Here is a 24,816-nt window from a genome sequence, read left to right as displayed (position 1 = left end):
CTCATTCGGGCCGCTGTTTTCGTTTTGTCATTTCAGGTCCAGTCCAGCACCACTTTGCCGGATTGACCGGATTTCATGGCCTCAAACCCTTTGGTGAAATCGTCGACGCTGAACCGATGAGTGATGACCCGGCTGACATCCAGGCCGTTCTGAAGCATGGCTATCATCTTGTACCAGGTCTCGAACATCTCGCGGCCATAGACGCCTTTGATGGTGATCGCCTTGAACACGATGCGCGACCAGTCGACCGGGGATTTGCCGGGCGGGATACCCAGAAGGGCAATCTTGCCGCCCATCACCAGCGCTTCGACCATCTGATCCAGCGCGGCTTGTGAGCCTGACATCTCCAGGCCCACATCGAACCCCTGTTGCATTCCAAGCGCAGTGATAACGTCTTTCAGGTCTTCGTGACTGACATCGACGGCGCGAACCGTGGGTACGACATGTTCGGCAAGTTTTAATCGATCCGGGTTGATATCGGTGATCACCACATGCCGCGCCCCGGCATGGCGGGCGACCGCGGCAGCCATGATGCCAATGGGACCCGCTCCGGTAATCAGAACGTCCTCTCCCAGCAAATCAAAGCTGAGCGCCGTGTGCACCGCATTGCCGAGCGGATCAAGGATCGCTCCGATTTCATCCGGGACGTCGTCTGGCAAGGGCACTACGTTAAAGGCGGGCAGTTTCAGGTATTGGGCAAACGCCCCCTGTTCGTTTACCCCGATGCCACGCGTGCCAGGGTCGAGGTGAAACTTGCCTGCGCGGCTCTGGCGGCTGTCGGTTCCGATCAGATGCCCTTCCCCCGAGCAGCGCTGGCCAACCTCAAGACCCGTCACGTTACGCCCGATCTCAACAATCTCTCCGGCAAATTCGTGGCCGGTGATCATCGGCACCGGAACAGTATGCGCGGCCCATTCATCCCAATTCCAGATATGAATATCGGTGCCGCAGATTCCGGTCTTGTTGATCCTGATCAGCACCTCATCAGGGCCGATTTCCGGCACTGGAGCCCGCACCATCCAAAGCCCTTCCTCGGGCCTGGACTTCTCGAGCGCTTTCATTGTGTTGGGTCGCATCAGATCACCCCCAGCTCCTTGCCGACCTTACCGAAGGCCGCCAGTGCGCTGTCCAGTTCGTCCCTTGTCAAGGCCGCATTCATCTGGGTTCTGATCCGGGCCTTTCCGCGTGGCACGACAGGAAAGAAGAAGCCCGAAACATAGACGCCTTCGTCAAACAGACGTGCGGCCATGTCCTGCGCCAACTGCGCTTCTCCCAGCATCACGGGGATGATCGGGTGCTCGCCGGGTAGCAGGTCAAATCCCAGTTTTTCCAGACCCGCGCGCCAGTATTTCGCATTGCCGAATAGCTGAGCGCGCAGCATGTCGCCCTGTTCGACCAGACGGAGGGCTTCAAGCCCTGCGGCGACGATGGAAGGCGGCAGCGAGTTTGAGAACAGATAGGGCCGCGCCCGCTGCCGCAGCAGGTCAATCACTGGCTGCGGCCCGGCGATGTAGCCGCCGATTGCCCCCCCAAGTGCCTTGCCCAGAGTCCCCGTCAGAATATCCACATCGACGCCGAAATGATCGGGTGTGCCCGCACCGTTCGGCCCCATGAAGCCGGTGGCATGGCAATCGTCGACCATGACGATGGCATCGTATTTATCGGCCAGCTCGCGGATCTTCGGCAGATTGGCCAGATAGCCGTCCATGGAAAACACGCCATCAGTAGCGATCATGACATGCCGCGCCCCGTCCTCGCGCGCCTGTTTCAGCCAGGCTTCAAGGTCGTTCATATCATTGTTCATGTAGCGATAGCGCTTCGCCTTGCACAGCCGCACGCCGTCAATGATCGACGCGTGGTTCAGACTGTCCGAGATAATGGCGTCTTCGGGGCCTAACAAAGGTTCGAACAGTCCGCCATTGGCGTCGAAACAGGCTGCAAACAGGATGGAATCGTCTTTGTTCAGGAACTTCGCCAACGCCTGTTCCAGTTCCCGGTGAATATCCTGCGTTCCACAGATGAATCGCACCGAAGCCATGCCGAACCCTTTGGGTCCCATTGCGTTCGTGGCAGCCTCGATCAGCGCGGGGTGATCGGCTAGACCCAGGTAGTTGTTTGCACACAGGTTGATAACCTGCCTGTCGCCCACCGTAATCTCACCGCCCTGGGGCGAGGTGATCATTCGTTCGCGTTTGTACAGGCCTTCTGCTTCGATCTGCGCAAGGGTGTCCGTGATGTGGGACATGAATGCATCTGCCATGGCGACCTCCGTTCATCTGAGTCGCGTTTCTAACATAGCGGATAGGATTCCCAAATAGGGGAATTACAGTATGAAGGAAAAATTTCCGTGAAGGCGGAAATTTGCTGATGTCAGGCGTTTTTCACGATCAGGAAAACCCGTGCCGGGCCATCGGAGGAAATGGAATGCGCAATATCCGCCGCATACCGGGCGGTATCGCCTTGCTTCAGGTCCGAAACGGCGTTCCCCGAAGTGACCCGGACGGCGCCTTCCAAAACGGTAAGCTGTTCCCGTGCGCCCCGCTTATGGGGCTGGCTGTTCAACGCACCGCCGTCTTCGAACTGAATATCGTAAACTTCGTGCCCACCGGCCTCTTCCGGCGGCGACAGGATGTGAATCCGGCATCGCTCGCCCATGTTATCGATACTTGGCACTTCGGTTTTCTTGAGCACCTCGATTTGATCCTTGGCTTTGGAGTCTTCCAGAAGGCCTGCAAAATCCACCTGCAGGGCGCGGGTCAGGTTCCACAGTGTCGAGATGGTCGGGCTGCTTTCGCCCCGTTCGATCTGGCTGACCATGGACCGGGAGACGCCGCTTAAGTTGGCGACCGCTTCGAGGGACAGGCCCTTGGCCCGGCGAGCCTCTTTCAGGCGGGCGGGGAGGCGTGTCAGGATATCGTCTGTGTTTTCCGTCATGACGGAATTTCATGCGCGCTGAGCGGAGCATTGTCAATTCCGTCCGTGACGGGACGTCTTGCGCGACATCATCATTCTGCGTGTGCATACTGCGGTCAAATTCAGGAGGAGTGATCCATGACCGACATCGTAATTCTCGATGGTGCCCGCACCGCGATTGGCACCTTTGGCGGGGCTCTGGCCTCGACCGCGCCGATTGATATGGCGACTGTTGCGACCGAGGCGGCGCTGGAGCGGTCCGGAGTCGAAGGCGCGCAAATCGGGCATATTGTGTTCGGTCATGTGATCAACACCGAGCCGCGTGACATGTATCTGTCGCGGGTCGCTGCGATGCAGGCAGGAATTCCAAACGGCACCCCCGCAATGAACGTGAACCGGCTGTGCGGGTCTGGCGCGCAGGCGATCGTGTCGGCGGTGCAGTCGCTGATGCTGGGCGATGCGGAATTCGCCGTTGCAGGCGGCGCCGAAAGCATGTCGCGCAGCCCTTATATCATTCCGCAGGCGCGGTGGGGCGCAAAGATGGGTGATGTCACCTCGCTGGATATGATGCTGGGAGCACTGAACTGTCCGTTCGGAACCGGGCATATGGGTATCACCGCCGAGAACGTCGCGGACGAGCACCAGATCAGCCGTGAGCAGATGGACGCATTTGCAATGACCAGCCAGACCCGCGCGGCGGAAGCGATCGAGGCGGGTTATTTCGAAAGCCAGATCGCGCCAGTGCAGGTCAAGGTCAAGCGCGACATGGTCGACTTCAAGGTCGATGAGCACCCGAAAGCAACCTCGCTTGAGGCGCTGTCAGGTTTGCGACCGGTGTTCAAGAAAGACGGTCGTGTTACTGCCGGAAATGCCTCGGGTATCAATGACGGGGCAGCGGCCATGGTTCTGGCGACGGCAGATGCCGCCGAGAAAGCCGGATTGAAGCCCAGGGCGCGCGTTTTGGGATATGCCCATGCCGGGGTTCGGCCCGAAGTGATGGGGATCGGACCGGTTCCGGCGGTTCAGAATCTGCTAAAGAAGACCGGGCTTTCCGCCGAAGAGTTTGATGTCATTGAAAGCAATGAGGCGTTCGCTGCGCAGGCTTTGGCTGTCAATCAGGAGCTTGGGCTGGACGCATCGAAGGTTAACCCCAACGGTGGTGCGATCGCTTTGGGCCACCCGGTGGGCGCGACCGGTGCGATCATCACTTTGAAGGCCCTCTACGAGTTGGAACGCACCGGTGGTTCCAAAGGTCTGATCACCATGTGTATAGGGGGCGGTCAGGGGATTGCCATAGCAATCGAGCGCCTCTGATCTGAGATCGGGCAGGGGGGCTGTCTGCCCCCCATCGCGCCATGGCGCGATTCCCCCCGAGGATATTTTTGGCCAGATGAAGCAGGCGGGCCGGAGTTAACCCAATACTGTAATCAAAAGCACCGCCGCCGCACCGAAAGCGGCGCCAATTGCGGCGGTCAGAAGTGACGCCACGACTCCGTTGCCTTTGGTTTCTTCCTGCTGGGTCTGCGCAATCAGCGCGTTTTCAACCAATCCAGGCAGGCGTGGGCCAAACCGGGCCAGAACCATTGCTGTCTTGCCGAAGTCCCGCATAACGGCGCGCGGGCCGATTGACTGTTTGATGTAATCTTCAACCACGGGACGCGCGACCTCCCAGATGTTCATGTGGGGGTCCAGTGACCGCGCGACGCCTTCGACCACAACCATGGTGCGTTGCAGCAGGATCAGTTCCGTCCGGGTTTCCATCCCGAACCGTTCGGTTACTTCGAACAGGTAGCTCAGCAAACGCCCCATGGAGATATGGGTGGCGTCCATACCGAAGATCGGCTCTCCGACCGCGCGGAGGGCCCGGGCGAACTCGTCAACGTCCTGATTGGCGGGGACATAGCCCGCCTCGAAATGCACTTCGGCCACGCGCTTGTAGTCGCGACGGATGAAGCCGAACAGGATCTCGGCATAGACCCGGCGGGTGTATTCGTCGATATGGCCCATGATGCCATAGTCATAGGCAATGATGTCGCCGTTTGCCGCGACTTTCAGGTTTCCCTGATGCATGTCGGCATGAAAATAGCCGTCGCGCAGGGCGTGCAGCAAAAACAGGCGCAAGACCCGCTGGGCCAGATCGTTGCGGTTGTGATCCGCGGCATCCAGAGCCTCGTTGTCGCCAAGCGGGATTCCATCTGCCCAGCTGAGCGTCATCACCCGGCGTGCGGACAACGACCAAACCACGGGCGGCAGCCAGAAGCCCGCATCGTCCTTTGTGTTGGCGGCGTATTCCGAAGCAGCCGCGCTTTCCAGACGCAGGTCAAGTTCGCCGCGTACGATCCCGTCGAAATGCTCGATGACCTCCATCGGGCGCAACCGGCGCGCGCCGGGGGCAAAGAGATCAACAATGCGGGCGGCAAAATAGAAAGCGTCGACATCCTTTTTGAAGGCGCGTTCGATGCCGGGGCGAAGGACCTTGACGGCGACGTCTTCGCCCGTGCTGGTCAGTTTGGCCTTGTGAACCTGTGCGATCGAAGCGGCGGCAATCGGATCGCTGAAATCACTGAAGATTTCGGCCACCGGCTGCCCCAGTTCCTTTTCCACTTCGGCCATTGCAGCAGCGCGGGAAAAAGGGGGAAGTTTGTCCTGTAACACACGCAGCTGGCTTGCCAGTTCGTTGCCTACAACATCCGGGCGGGTCGACAGCACCTGGCCAAACTTGATGTAGGCCGGACCCAGCGCGGTCAGGGCACGCGTCGCCGGCGGCATCTTGGGATCGCCTTTGTAACCCAGCCATTGGAAGGGTTTGCCCAACGTATGCGCCAGGATGCGCACAGCACGCGGGGCTTCAAACGCATCCAGCACGACATTCATGGCACCCGTGCGCTCTAAGGTGGCGCCTGTGCGGATCAGGCGGATGATATTATGAGGGCCGCGCATAGGTCAGATCTTCCATCCGGAATGCAGCGCCGCGATGCCCATGCTCAGGTTGCGGTATTTGGCATTCTCGAATCCCGCTGCGCGGACCATGTTCAAAAAGGTTTCCTGATCCGGGAATTTGCGGATCGATTCGACCAGGTACTGATAGCTGTCGTAGTCATTGGCGATCAGCTTCCCCATGCGCGGGATGACGTTGAAACTGTAGAGATCATAGAGCTTTTGCAGCCCGTCATTGGGTAACTGGCTGAACTCCAGCACCATCAGGCGGCCACCGGGTTTGAGAACACGGAACGCTTCGTTCAACGCCTCTTGCGGGCGGGTGACGTTCCGGATTCCGAACGAGATGGTGTAGACGTCAAACGTGTTGTCCTCGAAAGGCAGTGCCATGGCATCACCGACCACCCAGTTGAGGCTGTCCGACATCTGGTCGGCTTCGGCGCGCTGGCGGCCTTCGATCAGCATCGGTTCGGTCAGATCCAGAACGGTGGCGTGGCCGTGGCCCGCGCGTTTTAGGAAGCGAAAAGAAATATCGCCCGTGCCGCCCGCCACATCCAGCAGCCGCTGACCGGGGCGCGGAGCCAGCCAGTCCATCATCGCATCTTTCCAGACACGGTGGATGCCCATCGACATGACGTCGTTCATCACATCGTATTTCGAGGCGACCGAGTTGAACACGCCCTGTACGCGCCCGGCTTTTTCAGCCTCGCGCACGGTTTCGAACCCGAAATGTGTGGTCTTGTCGCTGTTGTCGGACATTTGCCTTGCCGTTTGTCGAATTTCGCCTCTGTTATAGGGCTCTGGAACCGGGGCACAATGCGGCCCTTTGGATTAGGAGCCGTGTAATGCCGGAATTGCCCGAGGTCGAGACAGTAAGACGCGGCCTGACCCCTGCAATGGAGGGGGTGATGATCGAAAAGGCGGATGTGAACCGACCGGATCTGCGCTGGCCGTTTCCGGAACGCATGGCCGAGCGACTGACGGGCCAGCGGGTTGACCGGCTGCGACGGCGGTCCAAATACATTCTGGCCGATCTCGGCAGCGGCGAGACGCTTTTGATCCATCTGGGCATGTCCGGGCGGATGACCGTCTCGGGCGATCCGCTTGGGCAGTTCGTGCACGAGCATCCGATGCCGGCAAAACACGATCACGTCGTGTTTCACATGGCCAATGGCGCGCGGGTGACCTTCAACGACCCGCGCCGGTTCGGGGCAATGGATCTGCTGCCGACGGCCACGGCTGAGGAACACAAACTTCTGTCGGTTCTGGGGCCGGAACCCCTGGGCAATGATTTTCACGAGCAACACTTGGTCGATGCGTTTCGCGGAAAGAACACACCGGTCAAATCTGCATTGCTGGATCAGGGAATCGTTGCCGGGCTCGGCAATATTTACGTCTGCGAGGCGCTTTATCGCACTGGGGTGTCGCCACGTCGCAGGGCCGGGCAAATTTCTGCGGCGCGGGTCGCGGCGCTGGTTCCTGTTATCCGGCAGGTGCTGCAGGAGGCGATTGAGGCGGGTGGATCGTCGCTGCGGGATTTCCGCCAAGCTGATGGAGAACTTGGATATTTTCAGCACAGCTTTGACGTCTATGGCCGAGAGGGCGAGCCCTGCCGGACCGAAGGTTGTGACGCCGTGATAAGGAGAATCACCCAGTCCGGTCGCTCATCCTTCTACTGTGCGCAATGCCAAAGATAGCTTGATCCAAGTTTTTCGCGTGGTAAGGAATCGTACTTGAACGGAACAACCGGAAGCTTACATCCCATGGCTTTTGAGACGATCATCGTCGAAATCGAAGACCACGTTGCCCTTATCAAGCTCAACAGACCGGACGCTATGAACGCGCTGAACACCCAGTTGATGGGTGAGCTGTACACCGCGCTGGAAGAGGCAGATGAAAACGACAAGGTGCGCTGCATCGTCATCACCGGCTCGGAAAAGGCCTTTGCCGCGGGCGCGGATATCAAAGAGATGTCCGAGATGAGCTTTGTCGATGTCTACAGTCAGAACCTGTTTGGCGAGGCCAATGATCGCGTCTCGGCTATTCGTAAACCGATCATTGCTGCGGTGGCAGGATATGCGTTGGGTGGCGGCTGTGAGCTGGCGATGCTGTGCGATTTCATCATCGCCGCTGATACTGCCAAGTTCGGCCAGCCCGAGATCAATTTGGGTGTCATTGCCGGTATCGGCGGCACGCAACGCCTGACCCGATTTGTCGGCAAGTCCAAATCGATGGACATGAACCTGACCGGGCGCTTCATGGATGCGGAAGAGGCCGAGCGTTCGGGGCTGGTCAGCCGTGTTGTTCCGGCAAAGAAGCTGATCGAAGAGGCGATAGGGGCAGCACAGAAGATCGCAGAGAAATCGCAACTGACGGCGATGGCGGCAAAAGAGGCCGTGAACCGCAGCTATGAGTTGCCACTGAGCGAGGGAATGCTGTTTGAACGGCGCGTGTTCCACTCGATGTTTGCGACAGAAGACCAAAAAGAGGGCATGGCCGCGTTTCTGGAAAAACGCGCGGCGCAGTTCCGCGACAAGTAAGCGGTGCCCTGACCGGATCGGAACAGGCGGGCCATTGCCCGCCTTTTTCATACCTGCCTTGCGCGTCAAAGAATCGGCTTGGCAAACCTCGCCAACTTGGATAGTAAGCGCCGCTATACATGCGCGTGCGGCCCGCTCGGCCCGACTCACACTCGTGATTTCTGATCCGGTGCGGATGTTTCCGTGGCGCGCAACCCTAGATAACCGTACCGAACAAAGGTCAGAAACACATGGCTAACTCGCCTCAGGCAAAGAAACGCGCACGTCAGAACGAAAAGCGTTTCGCTGTAAACAAAGCGCGCCGTTCGCGCATCCGCACTTATCTGCGCAAAGTTGAAGAAGCAATCGCATCCGGCGACAAGGACGCGGCAACCGCAGCCCTGCGCGCAGCCCAGCCGGAACTGATGCGCGGTGTCACCAAAGGTGTCTTCCACAAGAACACTGCTGCCCGCAAAATGTCGCGCCTGTCGTCGCGGGTAAAAGCACTGGGCTGACGCCGGTGCCTGACCTAGCGTCAGGTAAACAAGGCTGATCCATTTCAGGAGGCGTCGCAATGTGCGGCGCCTTTTTGCTGTTGCCGATATATCGCGCCTTCACAAAACCGAGAGATTCTTTCCGCCGGATTCCTGAGTCAATATCAGAGATTCATTGCCGCCGGCCGTTCGGTCTTGTTACCACTGTTCCAGCGATTCACTCGCTTGGGGGGACAGGCTGTCCTGGCGATCGGACTGACGGGCATCAGGAAGATCCATGGACGAATGTCGGCGACCGGTCTGGCCGGTTTGGCGATCTGCTTCGGGTCTCGGGAAACCGAGGTGCTCGGTCCTGTCTAAAATTGGAAGGTGATGCGTAACCTGGTTTTCGGGCGCGCTCCGGCTGTTGGAGCGTAGCAGTATCAGCGATGCGCAGAAAAAGAAAATCTTACCGCCGTTCTATTTGGTTCGGCGCAAGGGTGCCTTTTGCGTGAGTGAACGCCCAGAAGACCGGGTGATCCGGACAAACTCAAAAAAAGGCCTGAAGGCCTATAAAGAATGGGATGCGTGAGGCGCTGAATGACACAAGAGAAATGGGGACTGCTGCGTAACAAGTTGCTGAAGGTTGTTGGCCGGAACAACTACACCACCTGGATCGAACCTCTTGAATTTCAGGAGTTGGAGGACGGTGTAGCGGTGTTTTCAGTGCCGACGAATTTTATGGGCAACTACGTAAGTCAGAATTTTGCGGATCTCATTCTCTATGAACTGAACACCTCCGGTGAACCGGTGGAGCGTCTGGCCTTTCGCGTCGCGGCCAACTCGCCCGCGCGGCCGGCAGTGGAACCCGCAACGGCAGCGCGGGAAATGGCGGAACCCAAAAGGGTCGATCCATCCTATCAGGATGATGGCAATGGTGCCCTGGATTCGCTGCAGGCGGCACCGTTGGATGCCCGCTTTACGTTTGACAGCTTTGTGGTCGGCAAGCCCAACGAACTGGCCCATGCCGCCGCGCGCCGGGTTGCAGAAGGCGGGCCGGTTACTTTCAATCCGCTGGTCCTTTATGGCGGTGTCGGGTTGGGTAAGACGCACCTGATGCACGCCATCGCCTGGGAGCTTAAAACCAAGCGCCCCGAGTTGAATGTGCTCTATCTGTCGGCCGAACAGTTCATGTACCGCTTTGTACAGGCCCTGCGCGAGCGCCGGATGATGGATTTCAAACATCTCTTCCGGTCGGTTGATGTTCTCATGGTCGACGATGTCCAGTTCATCGCGGGCAAGGATTCAACTCAGGAAGAGTTCTTTCACACTTTCAACGCATTGGTGGACCAGAATAAGCAGATCATCATCTCGGCCGACCGCGCCCCGGGCGAAATCAAGGATCTGGAGGACCGTGTGAAGTCGCGTCTGCAATGCGGCCTGGTCGTCGACCTGCACCCCACCGACTACGAATTGCGCCTTGGTATCCTGCAGAACAAGGTTCAGCAGTACAGCAGCACATATCCGGATCTGACCATCGCGGACGGTGTTCTAGAATTCCTCGCACACCGCATCTCAACCAATGTACGCGTGCTTGAAGGGGCTTTGACACGTCTCTTTGCGTTTGCCTCGCTGGTAGGGCGCGAGATCGATATGGAACTGACTCAGGATTGTCTGGCCGACGTCCTGCGCGCGTCCGAGCGCAAGATCACCGTTGAAGAGATTCAGCGGAAAGTTTCGGATTATTACAACATCCGCCTGTCCGACATCATCGGTCCGAAGCGCCTGCGTTCATACGCGCGTCCGCGTCAGGTTGCGATGTATCTGTGCAAGCAGCTGACCAGCCGCTCGTTGCCCGAGATCGGCCGCCGCTTTGGCGGGCGTGACCACACCACGGTCATGCATGGCGTCAAGCGGATCGAAGAGTTGAAGCTGACCGACGGTCAGATCGCGGAAGACGTTGAAATGCTGCGGCGGTCTCTGGAAGCCTGATTGCAACCCAAGCCCTTCATCAACGCCCCGGTTCACCAGGTCCGGGGCGTAATCATGTGCGCTATTGTCCACGCCTGGTCGGGAACTGTGCTTTGGAAACCACGCGGCCCTTGACGTGTTGGGCAATCCGACCCAGAAAACCATAAAAAATCCTTGTGCCTCAGGGTGGAACCGCTAACGTGCCAGTCCCGCCCATGTCGGCACGCAAGTCAGAGGAATAGAGGGTATGAAGATCAGCATCGAACGCGGCACCCTTCTCAAGGCCGTTTCGCAGGCCCAATCCGTTGTGGAACGCCGCAACACAATTCCGATCCTGGCCAATGTACTGATCGAGGCGGAAGGCAACCAGGTGCAGTTCCGCGCCACCGATCTGGATATCGAAGTGGTGGACAAGGCCCCTGCGCAGGTTGAAAAAGCCGGGGCGACCACGGTGGCGGCAACGACCCTGCACGAGATCGTGCGCAAGCTGCCCGACGGCGCGCTGGTCACGCTGACGGCTGACAGTGCTGCGGGTCGCCTGACGGTTGAAGCCGGGAGATCCAACTTCTCGCTGGCGACATTGCCGAAAGAAGATTTTCCGGTGATGGCTTCTTCGGAGTACCAGTCGAATTTCACAGCCTCCGCAGCACTGCTGCGCCGGTTGTTCGACAAGTCTAAATTCGCCATTTCGACTGAAGAAACCCGGTACTACCTGAACGGTGTTTACATGCATGTGGCGGATGGGTCCGAGGGCGGCAAGGTTCTGCGCTGCGTGGCCACAGATGGCCACAGGTTGGCGCGCATTGACGCCGACCTGCCGGATGGGGCGGCGGGTATGCCGGGCGTCATCGTGCCGCGCAAGACCGTGGGCGAATTGCGCAAGCTGCTGGACGATGCCGAGATGGATATCGCCGTCTCTGTCAGTGAAACCAAGGTGCGGTTCGCGACGCCGGATATCACGCTGACCTCAAAAGTGATCGATGGCACTTTCCCCGACTACACCCGTGTCATTCCGCAGGGGAACACTCGCAAGTTGGAAGTCGACGCTGCCGAATTCGCGCAGGCCGTGGACCGTGTTGCAACCGTTTCATCAGAGCGGTCGCGGGCGGTAAAGCTGCAGCTGGATGCGGACAAGCTGGTCCTGTCGGTGAACGCGCCGGATAGCGGTGCGGCCGAGGAAGAACTGGCCGTAGCCTATGGCGACGAGCGGCTGGAGATCGGGTTCAACGCGAAGTACCTGCTGGAGATCGCTAGCCAAGTGGATCGCGAGAATGCGGTGTTCATGTTCAATTCGGCTGGAGACCCGACGCTGATGCGTGAAGGCAATGACCAGAGCGCGGTTTACGTTGTCATGCCGATGCGTGTCTGATCGCGCTGGCGCGCGATGCCTCCGGCGGGAGTATTTTTGAAAAGATGAAGGGAGGGGTCATGGCTTTGGCCCTGACCGAACTTACGGTCTCGCATTTCCGGTCCCACAAACTGGCGCGTTTGTCTTTGGATGGGCGGCCCGTGGCGATCCATGGACCGAACGGGGCTGGCAAGACCAATATCCTAGAAGCGGTTTCACTGTTTTCGCCGGGTCGTGGAATGCGACGGGCCAGCGCGGCGGAGATGACTCGGCGCCCCGAGGCGCTGGGCTGGAAGCTGTCCGGGCTGTTGCAGGCGCAGGGACAGCGATACGAGATTGAGACCTGGTCGGAAGGTGGTGCGGCGCGACAGGTTCGGATTGACGACAAGGCCGCCAGTCAGATTGATCTGGGCAAGCTGGCGCGGGTGGTCTGGCTGATTCCGTCGATGGATCGGTTGTGGATCGAGGGCGCCGAAGGGCGGCGCCGGTTCTTGGACCGGATCGCGCTGAGTTTCGACCCAAGCCATGCCGAGGCATCGTTGATCTACGAAAAATCCATGCGGGAACGGAATCGCTTGCTGAAGGAGCAGGCGAGGGATGCCCATTGGTATGCCGCCCTGGAAGGTCAGATGGCGGAGATGGGGCACCGGATACATGTGGCCCGGTTATCGGCGCTGGACCATCTGCGCGCAGCGCAGGATCAGGCAGAAACGGCATTTCCGTCTGCTGAACTGGAGCTGGTGCAGACCGATGGGACGATGCCCGGGACGGCGGAAGACTTGCGTTACGCATTGAATGAAAGCCGCTTTCGCGATTTGGCGGCGGGGCGGACTTTGGTTGGGCCGCATCGGTCGGATCTGTATGGGGCGTATGCGGCCAAGGGCGTGCCTGCCAGGGATTGTTCAACCGGCGAGCAGAAGGCGCTTTTGGTTTCGCTGATCCTGTCCAACGCGCGGGCGTTGGCCGGGATGGTGGGTGCGCCACCGATCGTGTTGCTGGATGAAGTTGCCGCCCATCTGGATGCCACCCGACGGGCCGCGCTTTATGATGAGATCTGCGCGCTTGGTGCTCAGGCCTGGATGACGGGCACCGGGCCTGAGTTGTTTGCGGAATTGGGTGAGAGGGCCCAGACGCTGGTTGTCACGGAAGGCGACGAAGGCTCGGTCGTGACGCCTTAGGCGGGTTCGCTGACCTTGCGTTCCCAAAGGAAGCCGCGCATGATTTCATCCACAGGTGTTTTGGCCATGTGATTGACGTAGTTCGACATGGTCTTCTGAGCCAGGCCCAGCACCACGTCCAGAACAGCACGGTGTGAGTAGCCCGCATCAAAGAAGGTTTGCAATTGCGCCTCGGTGACGTTGCCGCGGGTTTGCATCATTTGCAGGGTAAAGGTGCGCAGTGCTTCGAGTTTGGCATTGGGCAGCGGGGTTTCGTTGCGAAGCGCTTCGGTGATCTCATCCGAAACCTTCATCATCTTCGCGATGCCGGTATGAGCGGGCACACAGTAGTGGCATTCATTTTCAACATTGATGGTCTGCCAGACGACGGTTTTCTCGTCATTGTCGAAATCGGTCTGCATGAACAGGCCGTGCAGGACCTGATAACCTTCCAGATGCTGGGGGCTTTCAGCCATCACCTTGTGCAGGCCGGGCAAGCGGCCAAACGCGGCCTGGGATTTCTCGAGAAGCGGTTTGGATCCTTCTGGTGCGGATTCGAGGTCGTGGGAGGGGAAGTTGGCCATGTCGGAACTCCTGTTTTCTGGCGACTGAGTCCGAAATAGTCTTTCTTGAGTGATCACTCAAGTATATATTTGAGCGAGCGTTCAAGAATAGGTGAAGAAGATGCCCCGCAAACCCGCATATGACCGAGACGCTCTGATCGCGAAGGCCAGGGATATTTTTTGGCGTCAGGGCTGGGCCGGGACGTCGCTGAAGGATCTGGAACGCGAGTTGGGCCTCAAACCGGGCAGTTTTTATGCGGCATTTGGGTCCAAGGATGCGCTTTTTGCGCTGACGTTGGAACGGTACGCGCAGGATGGTGTGGCGCGCCTTATGGCGCTGGCCGAGGAATTAGGGCCGCTTGAAGCATTGAAGGCGCAGCCACGGATCGTGATCGATTCTGCCCAGATGCCTGCAAGGGCCTGCATGTTGGCCAAAACCTACGCCGAGTTGCAGTCGAAGGATCACGAACTGGCCGAAAAGGCGAGCCGTCATATGGCGGATATGAAAGTGTGTTTTGCAATGCTGTTTCGCCGCGCGCAGGAGGCCGGAGAAATCAGCGCGGATCGTGATCCGGACCGTCTTGCGGCGCGGTATCAATCCGACCTGTTGGGGCTGCGTTTGTCGGCCGAGCGCAGCGATGTGAATGCCCTGGAAATCGCGGCGGATATCGCGGCGGATATCGACCGGCTTTGATCTGCTGAAAAAACCAAGTTCCGCCACAAAATGTGGGGGGATCGCGTGACATTCCCCACCAGAAAACGTATAAGTTACCAAAATAATATAGGTACTAACGGCATGTCCGAAGACGCACAGGCATCACAAGAATACGGCGCGGATTCTATTAAGGTTCTCAAGGGCTTAGAGGCCGTCCGCAAGCGCCCTGGCATGTATATCGGTGATACCGATGATGGCTCGGGTCTGCACCACATGGTGTACGAAGTTGTCGATAATGGAATTGACGAAGCTCTGGCCGGTCATGCCGACCATGTGACCGTAAAAATTCACGCCGATTCCAGCGTTTCGGTCAGCGATAACGGGCGCGGGATCCCGGTCGATATCCACCCCGAAGAAGGCGTGTCTGCCGCCGAGGTCATCATGACCCAGTTGCACGCGGGCGGTAAGTTCGACAGCAACTCGTACAAGGTGTCGGGCGGTCTGCACGGCGTGGGCGTATCGGTGGTGAACGCGTTGTCCGACTGGCTGGAGCTGCGGGTCTGGCGCAACGGAAAAGAACATGTTGCCCGGTTTGAAGGGGGCGAGACAGCCGAGCATCTGAAGGTCGTGGCCGAGTGTGGTGGCCGCACCGGGACAGAGGTGCGGTTCCTGGCTTCGACCAATACGTTTTCGAACCTGGAGTATTCCTTCGAGACGCTGGAAAAGCGCCTGCGCGAACTGGCCTTCCTGAACTCGGGCGTACGGATCATCCTGATCGACGAACGTCCGGCGGAGCGGCTTGAGACCGAACTGTTCTATGAGGGCGGCGTAAAAGAATTCGTCAAATACCTGGACCGTTCGAAAACTGCTGCGATGCCCGAGCCGATCTATATCAAGGGCGAACGCGATGATATCGGTGTCGAAATCGCAATGTGGTGGAATGACAGCTACCATGAGACGGTTCTGCCCTTCACCAACAACATCCCGCAGCGCGATGGCGGGACACATGTGGCCGGATTCCGGGGCGCGCTGACCCGGACGATCAACAACTACGCGCAGTCCAGCGGGATCGCCAAGAAGGAAAAGGTCAGCTTTACCGGCGACGACGCGCGCGAAGGCCTAACCTGTGTGTTGTCGGTGAAAGTCCCCGATCCGAAGTTCTCGTCCCAGACCAAGGACAAACTGGTGTCGTCTGAAGTGCGCCCGGCGGTCGAAAGCCTGATGAACGAAAAGCTGGCCGAATGGTTCGAAGAAAACCCGAACGAGGCCAAGACTATCGTCGGTAAGATCATCGAGGCCGCTCTGGCCCGTGAAGCCGCGCGCAAGGCGCGCGAACTGACCCGTCGTAAGACGGCGATGGACGTGAACTATCTGGCGGGCAAGCTGAAGGATTGCTCCGAGAAAGATCCGTCCAAGACCGAAGTCTTCCTCGTCGAGGGAGACTCGGCTGGCGGTTCTGCCCAGACGGGCCGGGATCGTCTGACTCAGGCCGTTCTGCCCTTGCGCGGGAAGATCCTGAACGTCGAGCGTGCCCGGTTCGACCGGATGCTGTCGTCTCAGGAAATCGGCAACCTTGTCATGGCGCTGGGCACTGGTATTGGCCGCGATGAGTTCAACATCGAAAAGCTGCGCTACCACAAGATCGTCATCATGACCGATGCCGACGTGGACGGCGCGCATATCCGAACCTTGCTGCTGACCTTCTTCTATCGGCAGATGCCGGAGCTGATCGAGGGCGGGTATCTCTATATCGCGCAGCCACCGCTATATAAGGTTTCACGTGGAAAATCAGAGGTCTACCTAAAGGATCAGGCGGCGCTGGACGATTACCTGATCAATCAAGGCGTCGAGGGCGCGGTGCTGAAACTCGGTTCGGGCGAAGAAATCATCGGCCAGGATCTGACCCGCGTGGTCGATGAAGCACGGCAGTTGAAACGTGTGCTGGATGCGTTCCCGACCCACTACCCGCGCCATATACTGGAACAAGCTGCCGTTGCCGGGGCCTTTGTGCCGGGCGCAGTTGATGCCGACCTGCAAGGGGTGGCCGACAAGGTCGCCGCCCGTCTGGACCTGATCGCGCTTGAATATGAACGCGGGTGGCAGGGCCGGATCACGCAGGACCACGGCATTCGGCTGGCCCGCATACTGCGCGGTGTCGAAGAAGTGCGCACGCTGGATGGCCCCATGCTGCGTTCGGGCGAGGCGCGCAAAACAGGCAGCTTCACACAAAGCCTGCAAGAGGTTTACAACACCCCTGCGACCCTGATCCGCCGAGACCGTATGCAATCGATTCACGGTCCACTGGACCTGCTGCGCGCAATTCTGGAAGAGGGCGAAAAGGGCCTGTCGCTGCAACGGTACAAAGGTTTGGGTGAAATGAACCCCGATCAGCTTTGGGAAACAACGCTGGACCCCGACGCACGCACACTGTTGCAGGTGCGGGTGGATGATATGGTCGAGGCGGATGATCTGTTTACCAAACTGATGGGCGACGTGGTCGAACCGCGGCGGGAGTTCATCCAGAAAAACGCGCTGAGTGTTGAGAACTTGGATTTCTAGTCAGGTTGTAGGGACGCGCACAAACCTTCACGCACCCCATAAGTTTGCACGATTTGCCCATAAGTTTGCACTGTTTCACGATAATAGTGCAGAGGAGAGCAAGTAAATCGCCTTATGCGGGTGTCGAAGGATAGGTTTCAGTTGCTCAAGGATTGACCACTTGATCGCGATACCAGATCAGGTTCTCCTTGTGCCCAGCAGTTTGACCAGAGATCTGCTTGGAATGTCCAGAAAACGAGCTCATTGCCGGTGCGGACAATTTACTCGAAAACCTAGGTGTCCCGTCGTCCTTGAAAGTCACCAGACCCTTGTCAAATGCTGTATCCCATGATGCTGACAGCAAATAGCTTTATTCGAATACCCTAAGGTCTGTAGCTCGTTCAGCTCTCTTTTCGGGCAGTGTCGCAAAGCGAATACCCTTTAAGAAGAGTTTGTCGCGCAAATCATTCATCCGACGCAAGTCATATGCGCTTCCTTCGGGCACGATCATGAGAATTTCTGGCACAAGCTTTTCGATAAGGGCCAAGTGCCCCAGTGTACCGATGATATCGCGGCGGTTTACTTGACTACGATATGCTTTTGTTTCGATTGCAAACCGGCGTCCGTCTGCACAATCCACGACTAGATCGGGGCTGACCGGTTCTATAACTTTGCCTGAACGAATGGTGACATGACTGGTGTTGAACAACTGCGCCCCAAAGCGTTCGAAGTAGTTGGTCACGATGGTTTCGAACTGCTGAGCTCTTTCTGGTGCAGAAATCGCAGCACTGGTAACTGAATTAGACGCCTGCTTTCTCTTTTTTCGTAGTTCGTCATACTTTTTCTTGAGCGCAACCTGACCGGAATGGCCCGCAAAGACTTCGGCGGCCGATTTCTTGGCTTCCGAAGGGTCCAATTCATTCATTTTCATCAGGAACATCACCAGGGTCATGCCGAGCCATGGAGGTCTCGCGGCAAAGATATCCGGGTAATTTTGCTTTAACCAAGCGCTTACATTCACAGTTTTCTTTAAGCTATCCGATTGTTTTCCTTTGATATTAGCTACACTTTGGAGAACTTCACTCGAAGTTCCGAGCCCGTAGTGTTCTGGTTGGCTCATTGCCTCTGAAAGAGCTTCGCCAAGCTCGATCCAGTTTTCTCTTTTTGCCACGCCTTCAAGGCTGCCGGATTTTTCCGCCATTTTTTTCCTTGTATTCTGTGTCCGAATATCCTATTCGGGTAATCCCATCAAGGATAGTACAAGATCTACCAGTGAAAAAAGACCCCAAGTCACACCCAACATCCCGCATCGTAAGAAAAGCGGGGCAAAAAAAGAGAGCAAATTACGTCAGTGCTCCGAAATGTGCTGGATACATCCAATTGGAGAGCACATTGGAGGCCACGACTGCTTTTGCGTTGGCGTTGGATCCGCGTGTAGCCAGTTTCCGGCCCCAACCTTGCACATATGATCTTCTATCGGGAAGGTCTTATGCGAAAAAAGAGAATCTTATCGATGAGTTTGTCGGAAAGCGCTATCGCCCCAAGCCTTACACACCCGACTTCCTCGTCAGAATGCGGGATGGTCGAGCAGCTTTCGTTGAAACAAAAGCTGAAAGTCGGGTCAACGAGGACCTCCATCGGAATTTTTTGCCAAAGTTTTTCAAATCTGTCGGCCATCATTGGACACTGATTACAGACGAAACGCTGACGGAAATCGTGGCTCACAACGTCCGCACGCTGAAGGCTGTTATTGACAGGCCACCAACGAAGAAAACTCTAGAGGTCCTTTCTGAAGTGCCAAACGAAAGTGTCCGTCTTGGTCAGCTGATCTCCGAGTTTGATCTTGGTTCGGACGAACTCCTTTGCGCTATCCTTTCCGGGTTTCTTGCAGTGGATCTTCATAGTCGACGTCTTGGGCCGGCTTCGTTTGCGTGTTTGTCGCCAACTCCAAAAACCAATCATCTAGAGATCATCGAGCTATGACCCACGTTCAGCGACAGTATATTGGCTGGCATGTTCTGATCGAAGAACAGACCTTCACCGTAGAAGAAATTGGAGTGCGCGACGGTTCAGTCTCCCTGACTGACAAGGACGGTGTTTATTCGCACATCAGCTTTGAGAGATTCAGAGAACTCATTCATTCCGAGATGGCGTTCGATCCGAACGCAGATGCCAGGTCACTGCGCCGAATGCTCAACGCTTCTGAGCAGAAAGAACTAAGCTTCAAAAAACGTGTTGTCACAGCGATCAGAGTGCATCGAGGAGGTGGTCTAACTTGGCAGGCAGCCTACAATCGACTTTTACTAGACTTCTTGGATGACAAATACACGTCTTTCCGAGCTAATGGTTTTCCCTCACTAAGGACTGTTCAATCCTGGGATAAGCTGGACCGTTCAAAAGGCGATGCAGGGCTTCGACCCAAACATACGAACAAAGGCAACCGAGCGCCCAGATACGACTTCTTGTTTGAAGAAGTCACTTACGATCTGCTCGAAGAACGGTTTCTGACTTCGGATCGCATGACGCTTACGTCTCTCGCAAGGCTTGCCAAAGCAAAGTATCAGAAAAAATGTGAAGAACTGGATCTCAAGCCCGGGCCATGCGGTAGCAAATGCGTAAACGCAATTATTCAGCTATTGCCACATGCAGATGTTGTGAAACTTAGGCTCGGCAGTGCGGAAGCAAGAAAACAATACTTGCTCGCGATGAATCTTCAGAAAGTTGAAGTTCCGTTCGCACGTCTCGAGACAGACTCCACCACTTTGGACATGTGGTGCGTGGATGATGACGGAAATCCAGTAGGACGTCCAACAGTGTGTGCGGTCATCGATTGCGCAACGGGCCTGATTCTGGGCCTTCAAGTGTCTTGGGGCGCTCCATCATCCAGTCTTACCGCGAGAACCATGAAGGAGGTTTTCGTACCCAAAACGGATGCGTTCTTTGATCGCTACAAAATCCAAAATAGGTTCCAGGCCGTCGGTACGCCACAATTGACGGTATCAGACCAAGGTTCAGAAAACTCTGGCGATATCATTGGGTCAGTCCTGTCGGCATCGGCACAAGACTGGTTGAAGTGCGTTCCAGGCCAGCCAGATAAGAAGCCATTCATTGAGCGGTTTTTCCGAGAACTAAGTCGATTTATTACCCAGTTTCAGGGGGCCTCCCAAACGTCAGAAATTGGCGCGAAAAAACGGACAAAAATCGCTGAAGCAGAAGCTGTCTACACCATTCACGAAGTCGAAGAAATGCTTCAAAGGTGGCGTTATGACATTTACGCTCAAAAGCAAAGACGGCGAGTGCAAAACATCCTAAGGACCGATGAGTCTCCCATTGCCGCATGGAACAGACTGAGTGGACGCCACTTACTTCCCCCCGCGCCATCTGCGGTCCAAGTCAGAGAAATGTTCATGGTTGAACAGGCAGTTCGTGTCGCCGAACGAGATGGCATCATGTTCAAGAACATTCGGTACGCCTCGTTCGAATTGAAGAACTATCTTCAGCGAGTTGGAGTAAGAAACAAGGTTCAGATCCGATACGACCCAAATGACATCCGAGAAATCGCTGTCTGGGACGAACTGGCTCACGAACACTTTTTTGTTTCTGCAAAAAGAGAAAACTGCCCCGCGTTATCATTTGCGCAGTTGGATATCGCGCGAAAAGCGTTGCGCCCGCCTGATGTGGAGGAAATCGAAACGCAGGCAATTCTAGCCGAACTTCAAATCTATGAAGACTTCAAAGACAAGGCCGACAAACTTACGTCGAAGAAGCGCCGGGCAAAACAGATCGCAGCGACCCGCAACAAAGAGCTAATTGAACGTTCGGATCGCCTACCCGGTGAAGATCCCACCAACTCAGCCAAACGCAAACGGATCAAGCCGACAGTTAGCTTGCCCGGGAACATGCCGAAGAAATCAACCCGGAGGCACAGTTGAGTCATCAAAACTACAGTCACGTCCTGAAACAAGTCGTCTATCACGCCTTGTATCAACAAACGCGCAGTGAACTGATTGAAGCCATTAGCCTTGCACAGCGGCTCGGTGGGTCAATCGTGCCCTTCCTCGGTCCAACAAGATGCGGAAAAAGTCGGATGCTCGAGGATCTGCGGGATACTATCGGTAAGCCAACAACTGAATACCAGGGATGGGTCTATGACAGCGATTTTGTCATCGGTTCCATCCCCAACAAGCCAAATGACAAAATGCTTGTTCGATCCATGCTGGCTTCGCTGGAACTGAGCGGTAAGAGAGGGTCATCTGCGTCAGAGATCGAGGCACAGCTATACAAGGAAATCACGAGCAAGGGCATTCGTGTCATTGCGATGGACGAGTGCAATCACTGCGCCGAACGTGGTGAACGGTTGTCAAAGCGGGGCGTTACCGACCATTTCAAACGCCTCGTGGACAACACAGGTGTGACACTGGTCCTCTGTGGGTTGCCCAAATTTCAGAGAATTTTGGATGAGAACGAACAGTGCCGTGATCGGGCAATGAAATCCACTTACATGTTGCCTTATTCCTGGTCCGTTGAAGAGGAAAAAACCAACTTCGCTGGTGCTATCGCAACGCCACTCAACAGCTTGCAAGAAGCCGGTCTAGAGTTTGACTTTGACCCTCATGACATTGTGGTGCGCCTGTACGGAGTGTCAGGCGGCCGCGTTGGGATCGTCATGCGCGTCTTGCACGGGGCTATCGCTTACATCGAGAATGACGTGTTGAGCTACGCCAGCCTCGCCAAGGCAGCGAACTCCGTTCTCCAAGCCCAACACCGTCCAGATTTTTTCTTTGGATCTGATGATATCGAAGAACTGGATTTGGTTCGGTCGTTCGTAAACGTCATGAAGGAAGCTGACCTTGAGCTTGCACCTTCCACGACGGAAGAATTTTCGGTGTTGGAAAACTATTGATGCTGGCCAGAACAACAAATCCAAAACCTGATGAAAGCCTGCTCGGATTTCTTCGCCGATTGTCTACTTTCAACGCGTTCATCGACACCGGGGATTTCTTCTCGGAGCTTGGTATCAGGTACGGACGCCCTCTGATCGAGAGCATTGCCGACTTGGAGCGCAAATGTGGATTACCTGCGGGCGAGCTCGCGGCAATCGCACCGGAAGCCAAGCCAAATGATGCATGCCGCGAGTGGCAATATGACCGGCGCTATTCTGACCCAGTGTGCCCAATGTGTATCGCAGACGGTAAGGTCTATCACCAAAGCTGGCGTCACACGTTGGTAACTGCGTGCCCTGAGCACAAGTGCAGATTGGAAGATACCTGCCCGCGATGCTCAGAGCCTCTTACGCCCGAAAATGGAGGGCACGGAAAATGTTCTTGCGGAACGGATTTGTCGAGACTTTCAGTTCAGACAGCGCCGCGACATGAGGTTCTAATCTCGCAGTTGATTTCGGGCATTCCATCAAGTGAAGTCTCAGGTCTTCCGAAGCAGTTGGTGTCAAGTCATCCAGCAGATATCGGCCGTTTTGTTCATTTCCTAGCCTCGTCCTTCTCAACAAATCGAACGGGCAAGGCTCTTAAGACCAAATTGCCGAGAACAGTAGAGGAGGCTGTTGTGCTGCTTGAGCCGGTTGCTTCATTATTAGAAAACTGGCCAAACGGTTTTGAAGATCACGTTCGCGAACGTCTGGTAAACGCTGACCCGGCATTGAACTCCGCGCCTGCAAGATTGGGAAATTGGTATCAGCGGTTCATGCAATTCAAAGATCCTGCATATGAACCATTTCACAAGGCTTTGGGTGGAGTTGTTTCAAAAGAGTTCAGCGGAACCTATCTCGGTTCATTACAAGTCGATGAATCAAGAGAATGGGTGTCTGCCAAGGAAGCTGCTCAAGAGATTGGGATCACGTCGCAGAGGCTGGTTGAGGCGGTTCAAAAGAAACAGATTGCCGGCAAACAAAGCCGGAGCGGATATGGGCACACTCATACTGTTATTCCTCGGCTAGAAGTTCATAACATCCTCGCTGATCGAGAAAGATACTGCGACGGCACTACAATCCGAAACCTACTTGGAGTTTCACGAAAGCAACTTGAGCTTTTGCGTGAAGCTGCTGTGGTCAGCGAAATGGCTTTGGAAGATCGTCCCCCGTTGATTGACGGTGGCTTTGACAGAATTGCCCTTGCAGATCGGCTGGCTCGTATCAGTGCCTCCGCGGTCCAACGGGATGGTGAGACGATCAGTTTTGTTGATCTAAATCTTCGCAGAACAACGGATCGTTCGGTGCTCATCCAAATTTTTCAGCGCATCTTTGATTGTGAGATCGTGCCTGTAAACGCGAATAGCGAAGTCTTGTTAGGTAAGTTCCAGTATCTGAAAAGCGACGTGGAAAGAGAACTGAGTAAAGGGCGTTTCTCAAAAGACTGGACAGCTCAGGATGTTGCCAGGATCACTGGTTGGAAACCTCAATCAGTCGTGAACTGGTGCAAGCTTGGTCTGCTCGAAGCTCGCGAAGTTTCGCATGGTCCGAACAAGGGTTATTTGATCTCGCCGGAACAGCTAGCGCGCTTCCAGAGCCGTTTCGTCCCTCTTGCAGTTCTTGCCAAGTCGCGAAAAACGTCTTCACAAAAACTGCTCACTGAATTCTCAAACCAAGAAATCGCTACATACGGTGCGCAAGCCGAGGGTTCTGCAACACGCGGGCACCTAGTAGAACTCAGAGACTTGCTTGTGCTTTCATACGAAGGACGACTTGGAACTCAAAACACAAGCAGATCAACTAGGCAGCATTCTATCCAAAAAGAGTGCCGTAGAGGCGGCAACGGGTTGTAATGACAAAGATGTTATGGAGATGTAGCTGAAGACTCATTGCAAACAAACGTTTCAATAATTGTACATCTCAGTGTCAGATCGCCATCGTTCTAAAGAAACACTTTTGGACATAGTGGAAGCTACGTTACTGCTTGAATTCGTGCCAAGACCTCGCCAGCTAGCTTGTTCCGGCCCTCACCATTATTGTGGTAGTGAAGGTAGCGTATAGAGCGCAGATCGAACGGAACGTCTTCGTGCGATTGCGTAATCAGTACAACTTCTTTCCCGAGCGTATGGGCTATTCCAGCTTCGTAAAAAACATTGGGATTCTTGTTTGAGAGGTCGCAAACGACAACGGCAGATGTGCATATCAATTCTATGATGTCGGTCATAATGTGAGAGTGTACCCACATGTCATCTGCCCGTTGGCACTGGTATCCGTCTGCCTGAAGGACATCCTTTAATTCTTCATAGACGGATGAAAAAGATCCTGAAAAGGGCATCATGAAAGATATCAGGTTCGATTTCACTGGCTTTTCGCTTAACTGGAAGACAGTTGGCACAGGGCGCGAACCTACTTTCTGACGGTACAAAACTTGAAACAAGTCTGCGTCTTTGATCGCCCAGTGGTTTCGATTGAACTCAAACTTTTCAATATTTAGTTCAGACGCCAAATTAAAAACTTCAGCATTAGTCATATTTGGAACGTCTGGATCTATCGCGTAATGCAGGTGATAGTCGGTTCCCTTAAGTTCAACTCTCGTAAGCTGTCCGAATCTCGCAATCTCGTCACTTCTACCTTCTTCCATGAAAAGCGTAGGAAGAGACATAACACTCAAAACATCGAGTTTACCGCCTGGCATGAACTTCGCTTCAAGTTCGTCCGAAGTAAACTCCAATACACGGTCGGCCATAATTGAACCGCGGCGGTCGTTTTCTAAGCCTCCTGAAACAATAAGATTGAACACGGTTTTCCTCTTCTGCTG

At 55.8% G+C, this 24,816-nt stretch carries 21 protein-coding genes; 13 read left to right on the top strand and 8 right to left on the bottom strand.

Annotation, left to right across the window (positions count from 1 at the left end; translation table 11 throughout):
• Nucleotides 1-32: 32 nt before the first annotated feature.
• The 3 genes from tdh to ACR0JW_RS11080 form a co-directional block, all read right to left on the bottom strand.
• The gene (tdh, locus tag ACR0JW_RS11090; RefSeq protein WP_170681966.1) at nt 33-1,061 is read right to left on the bottom strand and encodes an L-threonine 3-dehydrogenase; all 1,029 of its coding nucleotides are present in this window, start codon (nt 1,059-1,061) and stop codon (nt 33-35) included.
• 14 nt (nt 1,062-1,075) lie between these two features.
• On the bottom strand, nt 1,076-2,260 hold the full coding sequence (locus ACR0JW_RS11085; protein WP_170681944.1) for a glycine C-acetyltransferase: 1,185 nt from the start codon (nt 2,258-2,260) through the stop codon (nt 1,076-1,078).
• A 110-nt stretch (nt 2,261-2,370) separates the two neighbouring features.
• Complete coding sequence (locus ACR0JW_RS11080) at nt 2,371-2,934, bottom strand: helix-turn-helix domain-containing protein (RefSeq protein WP_480713913.1); 564 nt, start codon at nt 2,932-2,934, stop codon at nt 2,371-2,373.
• Between the two features lie 117 nt (nt 2,935-3,051).
• Between ACR0JW_RS11080 and ACR0JW_RS11075 the strand changes: the two genes are divergently transcribed.
• Nucleotides 3,052-4,227 (top strand): acetyl-CoA C-acyltransferase family protein, encoded by a 1,176-nt coding sequence (locus ACR0JW_RS11075; RefSeq protein WP_170681945.1) that lies wholly within the window; start codon nt 3,052-3,054, stop codon nt 4,225-4,227.
• A gap of 96 nt (nt 4,228-4,323) precedes the next feature.
• On the opposite strand, the gene ubiB is transcribed toward ACR0JW_RS11075, so the two are convergent.
• Nucleotides 4,324-5,853 carry a 2-polyprenylphenol 6-hydroxylase gene (ubiB, locus tag ACR0JW_RS11070; protein ID WP_170825277.1) on the bottom strand — a complete coding sequence of 510 codons (1,530 nt, stop codon included), beginning with the start codon at nt 5,851-5,853 and terminating at the stop codon, nt 4,324-4,326.
• A gap of 3 nt (nt 5,854-5,856) precedes the next feature.
• Complete coding sequence (ubiE, locus tag ACR0JW_RS11065) at nt 5,857-6,609, bottom strand: bifunctional demethylmenaquinone methyltransferase/2-methoxy-6-polyprenyl-1,4-benzoquinol methylase UbiE (protein ID WP_170681947.1); 753 nt, start codon at nt 6,607-6,609, stop codon at nt 5,857-5,859.
• An 86-nt stretch (nt 6,610-6,695) separates the two neighbouring features.
• Between ubiE and mutM the strand changes: the two genes are divergently transcribed.
• From mutM to recF, 6 genes are all read left to right on the top strand, one after another.
• Nucleotides 6,696-7,547: a bifunctional DNA-formamidopyrimidine glycosylase/DNA-(apurinic or apyrimidinic site) lyase gene (gene mutM, locus ACR0JW_RS11060; RefSeq protein ID WP_170681948.1), complete on the top strand. Its 852-nt coding sequence runs from the start codon at nt 6,696-6,698 to the stop codon at nt 7,545-7,547.
• A 66-nt stretch (nt 7,548-7,613) separates the two neighbouring features.
• Nucleotides 7,614-8,390, top strand: coding sequence for an enoyl-CoA hydratase (locus ACR0JW_RS11055; RefSeq protein WP_170681949.1), 777 nt, complete (start codon nt 7,614-7,616; stop codon nt 8,388-8,390).
• A gap of 230 nt (nt 8,391-8,620) precedes the next feature.
• Entirely contained in the window at nt 8,621-8,884 is a 264-nt protein-coding gene (gene rpsT / locus ACR0JW_RS11050; RefSeq protein WP_170575014.1) for a 30S ribosomal protein S20, read from the top strand.
• 558 nt (nt 8,885-9,442) lie between these two features.
• The gene (gene dnaA, locus ACR0JW_RS11045) at nt 9,443-10,834 is read left to right on the top strand and encodes a chromosomal replication initiator protein DnaA (RefSeq protein WP_170681950.1); all 1,392 of its coding nucleotides are present in this window, start codon (nt 9,443-9,445) and stop codon (nt 10,832-10,834) included.
• 226 nt (nt 10,835-11,060) lie between these two features.
• Nucleotides 11,061-12,182: a DNA polymerase III subunit beta gene (gene dnaN, locus ACR0JW_RS11040; RefSeq protein ID WP_480713912.1), complete on the top strand. Its 1,122-nt coding sequence runs from the start codon at nt 11,061-11,063 to the stop codon at nt 12,180-12,182.
• 59 nt (nt 12,183-12,241) lie between these two features.
• A complete protein-coding gene (gene recF, locus ACR0JW_RS11035) occupies nt 12,242-13,339 on the top strand; it encodes a DNA replication/repair protein RecF (protein WP_170681951.1) in 1,098 nt (365 codons plus the stop codon).
• On the opposite strand, the gene ACR0JW_RS11030 is transcribed toward recF, so the two are convergent.
• Nucleotides 13,336-13,902, bottom strand: a complete 567-nt coding sequence (locus ACR0JW_RS11030) for a carboxymuconolactone decarboxylase family protein (RefSeq protein ID WP_170681952.1) — start codon at nt 13,900-13,902, stop codon at nt 13,336-13,338. The two genes, recF and ACR0JW_RS11030, sit on opposite strands and share 4 nt — an antisense overlap.
• Before the next feature lie 100 nt (nt 13,903-14,002).
• Here ACR0JW_RS11030 and ACR0JW_RS11025 point away from each other — a divergent pair, with 100 nt between their 5' ends.
• Both ACR0JW_RS11025 and gyrB read left to right on the top strand, forming a co-directional pair.
• On the top strand, nt 14,003-14,575 hold the full coding sequence (locus ACR0JW_RS11025; RefSeq protein WP_170681953.1) for a TetR/AcrR family transcriptional regulator: 573 nt from the start codon (nt 14,003-14,005) through the stop codon (nt 14,573-14,575).
• A gap of 102 nt (nt 14,576-14,677) precedes the next feature.
• Entirely contained in the window at nt 14,678-17,095 is a 2,418-nt protein-coding gene (gene gyrB, locus ACR0JW_RS11020; protein WP_170681954.1) for a DNA topoisomerase (ATP-hydrolyzing) subunit B, read from the top strand.
• Between the two features lie 349 nt (nt 17,096-17,444).
• Here gyrB and ACR0JW_RS11015 read toward each other — a convergent pair whose 3' ends face one another.
• A complete protein-coding gene (locus ACR0JW_RS11015) occupies nt 17,445-18,275 on the bottom strand; it encodes a hypothetical protein (protein ID WP_170757133.1) in 831 nt (276 codons plus the stop codon).
• A gap of 71 nt (nt 18,276-18,346) precedes the next feature.
• Between ACR0JW_RS11015 and ACR0JW_RS11010 the strand changes: the two genes are divergently transcribed.
• Genes ACR0JW_RS11010 through ACR0JW_RS10995 form a run of 4 tightly spaced genes read left to right on the top strand, consistent with a single transcriptional unit; the run spans nt 18,347 to nt 23,851 of the window.
• On the top strand, nt 18,347-19,057 hold the full coding sequence (locus ACR0JW_RS11010; RefSeq protein ID WP_480713911.1) for a hypothetical protein: 711 nt from the start codon (nt 18,347-18,349) through the stop codon (nt 19,055-19,057).
• On the top strand, nt 19,054-21,006 hold the full coding sequence (locus tag ACR0JW_RS11005) for a Mu transposase C-terminal domain-containing protein (protein ID WP_480713910.1): 1,953 nt from the start codon (nt 19,054-19,056) through the stop codon (nt 21,004-21,006). Before ACR0JW_RS11010 ends, ACR0JW_RS11005 begins: the two co-directional genes overlap by 4 nt.
• Nucleotides 21,003-21,977 carry a TniB family NTP-binding protein gene (locus ACR0JW_RS11000; protein ID WP_170696949.1) on the top strand — a complete coding sequence of 325 codons (975 nt, stop codon included), beginning with the start codon at nt 21,003-21,005 and terminating at the stop codon, nt 21,975-21,977. Before ACR0JW_RS11005 ends, ACR0JW_RS11000 begins: the two co-directional genes overlap by 4 nt.
• The gene (locus tag ACR0JW_RS10995) at nt 21,977-23,851 is read left to right on the top strand and encodes a TniQ family protein (protein ID WP_480713909.1); all 1,875 of its coding nucleotides are present in this window, start codon (nt 21,977-21,979) and stop codon (nt 23,849-23,851) included. The genes ACR0JW_RS11000 and ACR0JW_RS10995 overlap by 1 nt, the downstream gene beginning before the upstream one ends.
• 119 nt (nt 23,852-23,970) lie before the next feature.
• Here ACR0JW_RS10995 and ACR0JW_RS10990 read toward each other — a convergent pair whose 3' ends face one another.
• Nucleotides 23,971-24,798 carry a hypothetical protein gene (locus tag ACR0JW_RS10990; protein WP_480615238.1) on the bottom strand — a complete coding sequence of 276 codons (828 nt, stop codon included), beginning with the start codon at nt 24,796-24,798 and terminating at the stop codon, nt 23,971-23,973.
• Between the last annotated feature and the right edge of the window lie 18 nt (nt 24,799-24,816).

It is taken from the genome of Ruegeria sp. BG6 (genome assembly GCF_056538465.1).
This window is presented reverse-complemented; position numbering and strand designations above follow the sequence as displayed.

Coding starts and splice junctions, on each gene's coding strand:
- gyrB (WP_170681954.1), top strand. CDS start 14,678: ATGTCCGAAGACGCACAGGCATCACAAGAATACGGCGCGGATTCTATT.
- ACR0JW_RS11005 (WP_480713910.1), top strand. CDS start 19,054: ATGACCCACGTTCAGCGACAGTATATTGGCTGGCATGTTCTGATCGAA.
- ACR0JW_RS11075 (WP_170681945.1), top strand. CDS start 3,052: ATGACCGACATCGTAATTCTCGATGGTGCCCGCACCGCGATTGGCACC.
- ACR0JW_RS11030 (WP_170681952.1), bottom strand. CDS start 13,902: ATGGCCAACTTCCCCTCCCACGACCTCGAATCCGCACCAGAAGGATCC.
- ACR0JW_RS10995 (WP_480713909.1), top strand. CDS start 21,977: ATGCTGGCCAGAACAACAAATCCAAAACCTGATGAAAGCCTGCTCGGA.
- ACR0JW_RS11025 (WP_170681953.1), top strand. CDS start 14,003: ATGCCCCGCAAACCCGCATATGACCGAGACGCTCTGATCGCGAAGGCC.
- mutM (WP_170681948.1), top strand. CDS start 6,696: ATGCCGGAATTGCCCGAGGTCGAGACAGTAAGACGCGGCCTGACCCCT.
- rpsT (WP_170575014.1), top strand. CDS start 8,621: ATGGCTAACTCGCCTCAGGCAAAGAAACGCGCACGTCAGAACGAAAAG.
- dnaA (WP_170681950.1), top strand. CDS start 9,443: ATGACACAAGAGAAATGGGGACTGCTGCGTAACAAGTTGCTGAAGGTT.
- tdh (WP_170681966.1), bottom strand. CDS start 1,061: ATGAAAGCGCTCGAGAAGTCCAGGCCCGAGGAAGGGCTTTGGATGGTG.
- ACR0JW_RS11015 (WP_170757133.1), bottom strand. CDS start 18,275: ATGGCGGAAAAATCCGGCAGCCTTGAAGGCGTGGCAAAAAGAGAAAAC.
- ACR0JW_RS11055 (WP_170681949.1), top strand. CDS start 7,614: ATGGCTTTTGAGACGATCATCGTCGAAATCGAAGACCACGTTGCCCTT.
- ACR0JW_RS11085 (WP_170681944.1), bottom strand. CDS start 2,260: ATGGCAGATGCATTCATGTCCCACATCACGGACACCCTTGCGCAGATC.
- dnaN (WP_480713912.1), top strand. CDS start 11,061: ATGAAGATCAGCATCGAACGCGGCACCCTTCTCAAGGCCGTTTCGCAG.
- ubiE (WP_170681947.1), bottom strand. CDS start 6,609: ATGTCCGACAACAGCGACAAGACCACACATTTCGGGTTCGAAACCGTG.
- ACR0JW_RS11080 (WP_480713913.1), bottom strand. CDS start 2,934: ATGACGGAAAACACAGACGATATCCTGACACGCCTCCCCGCCCGCCTG.
- ubiB (WP_170825277.1), bottom strand. CDS start 5,853: ATGCGCGGCCCTCATAATATCATCCGCCTGATCCGCACAGGCGCCACC.
- recF (WP_170681951.1), top strand. CDS start 12,242: ATGGCTTTGGCCCTGACCGAACTTACGGTCTCGCATTTCCGGTCCCAC.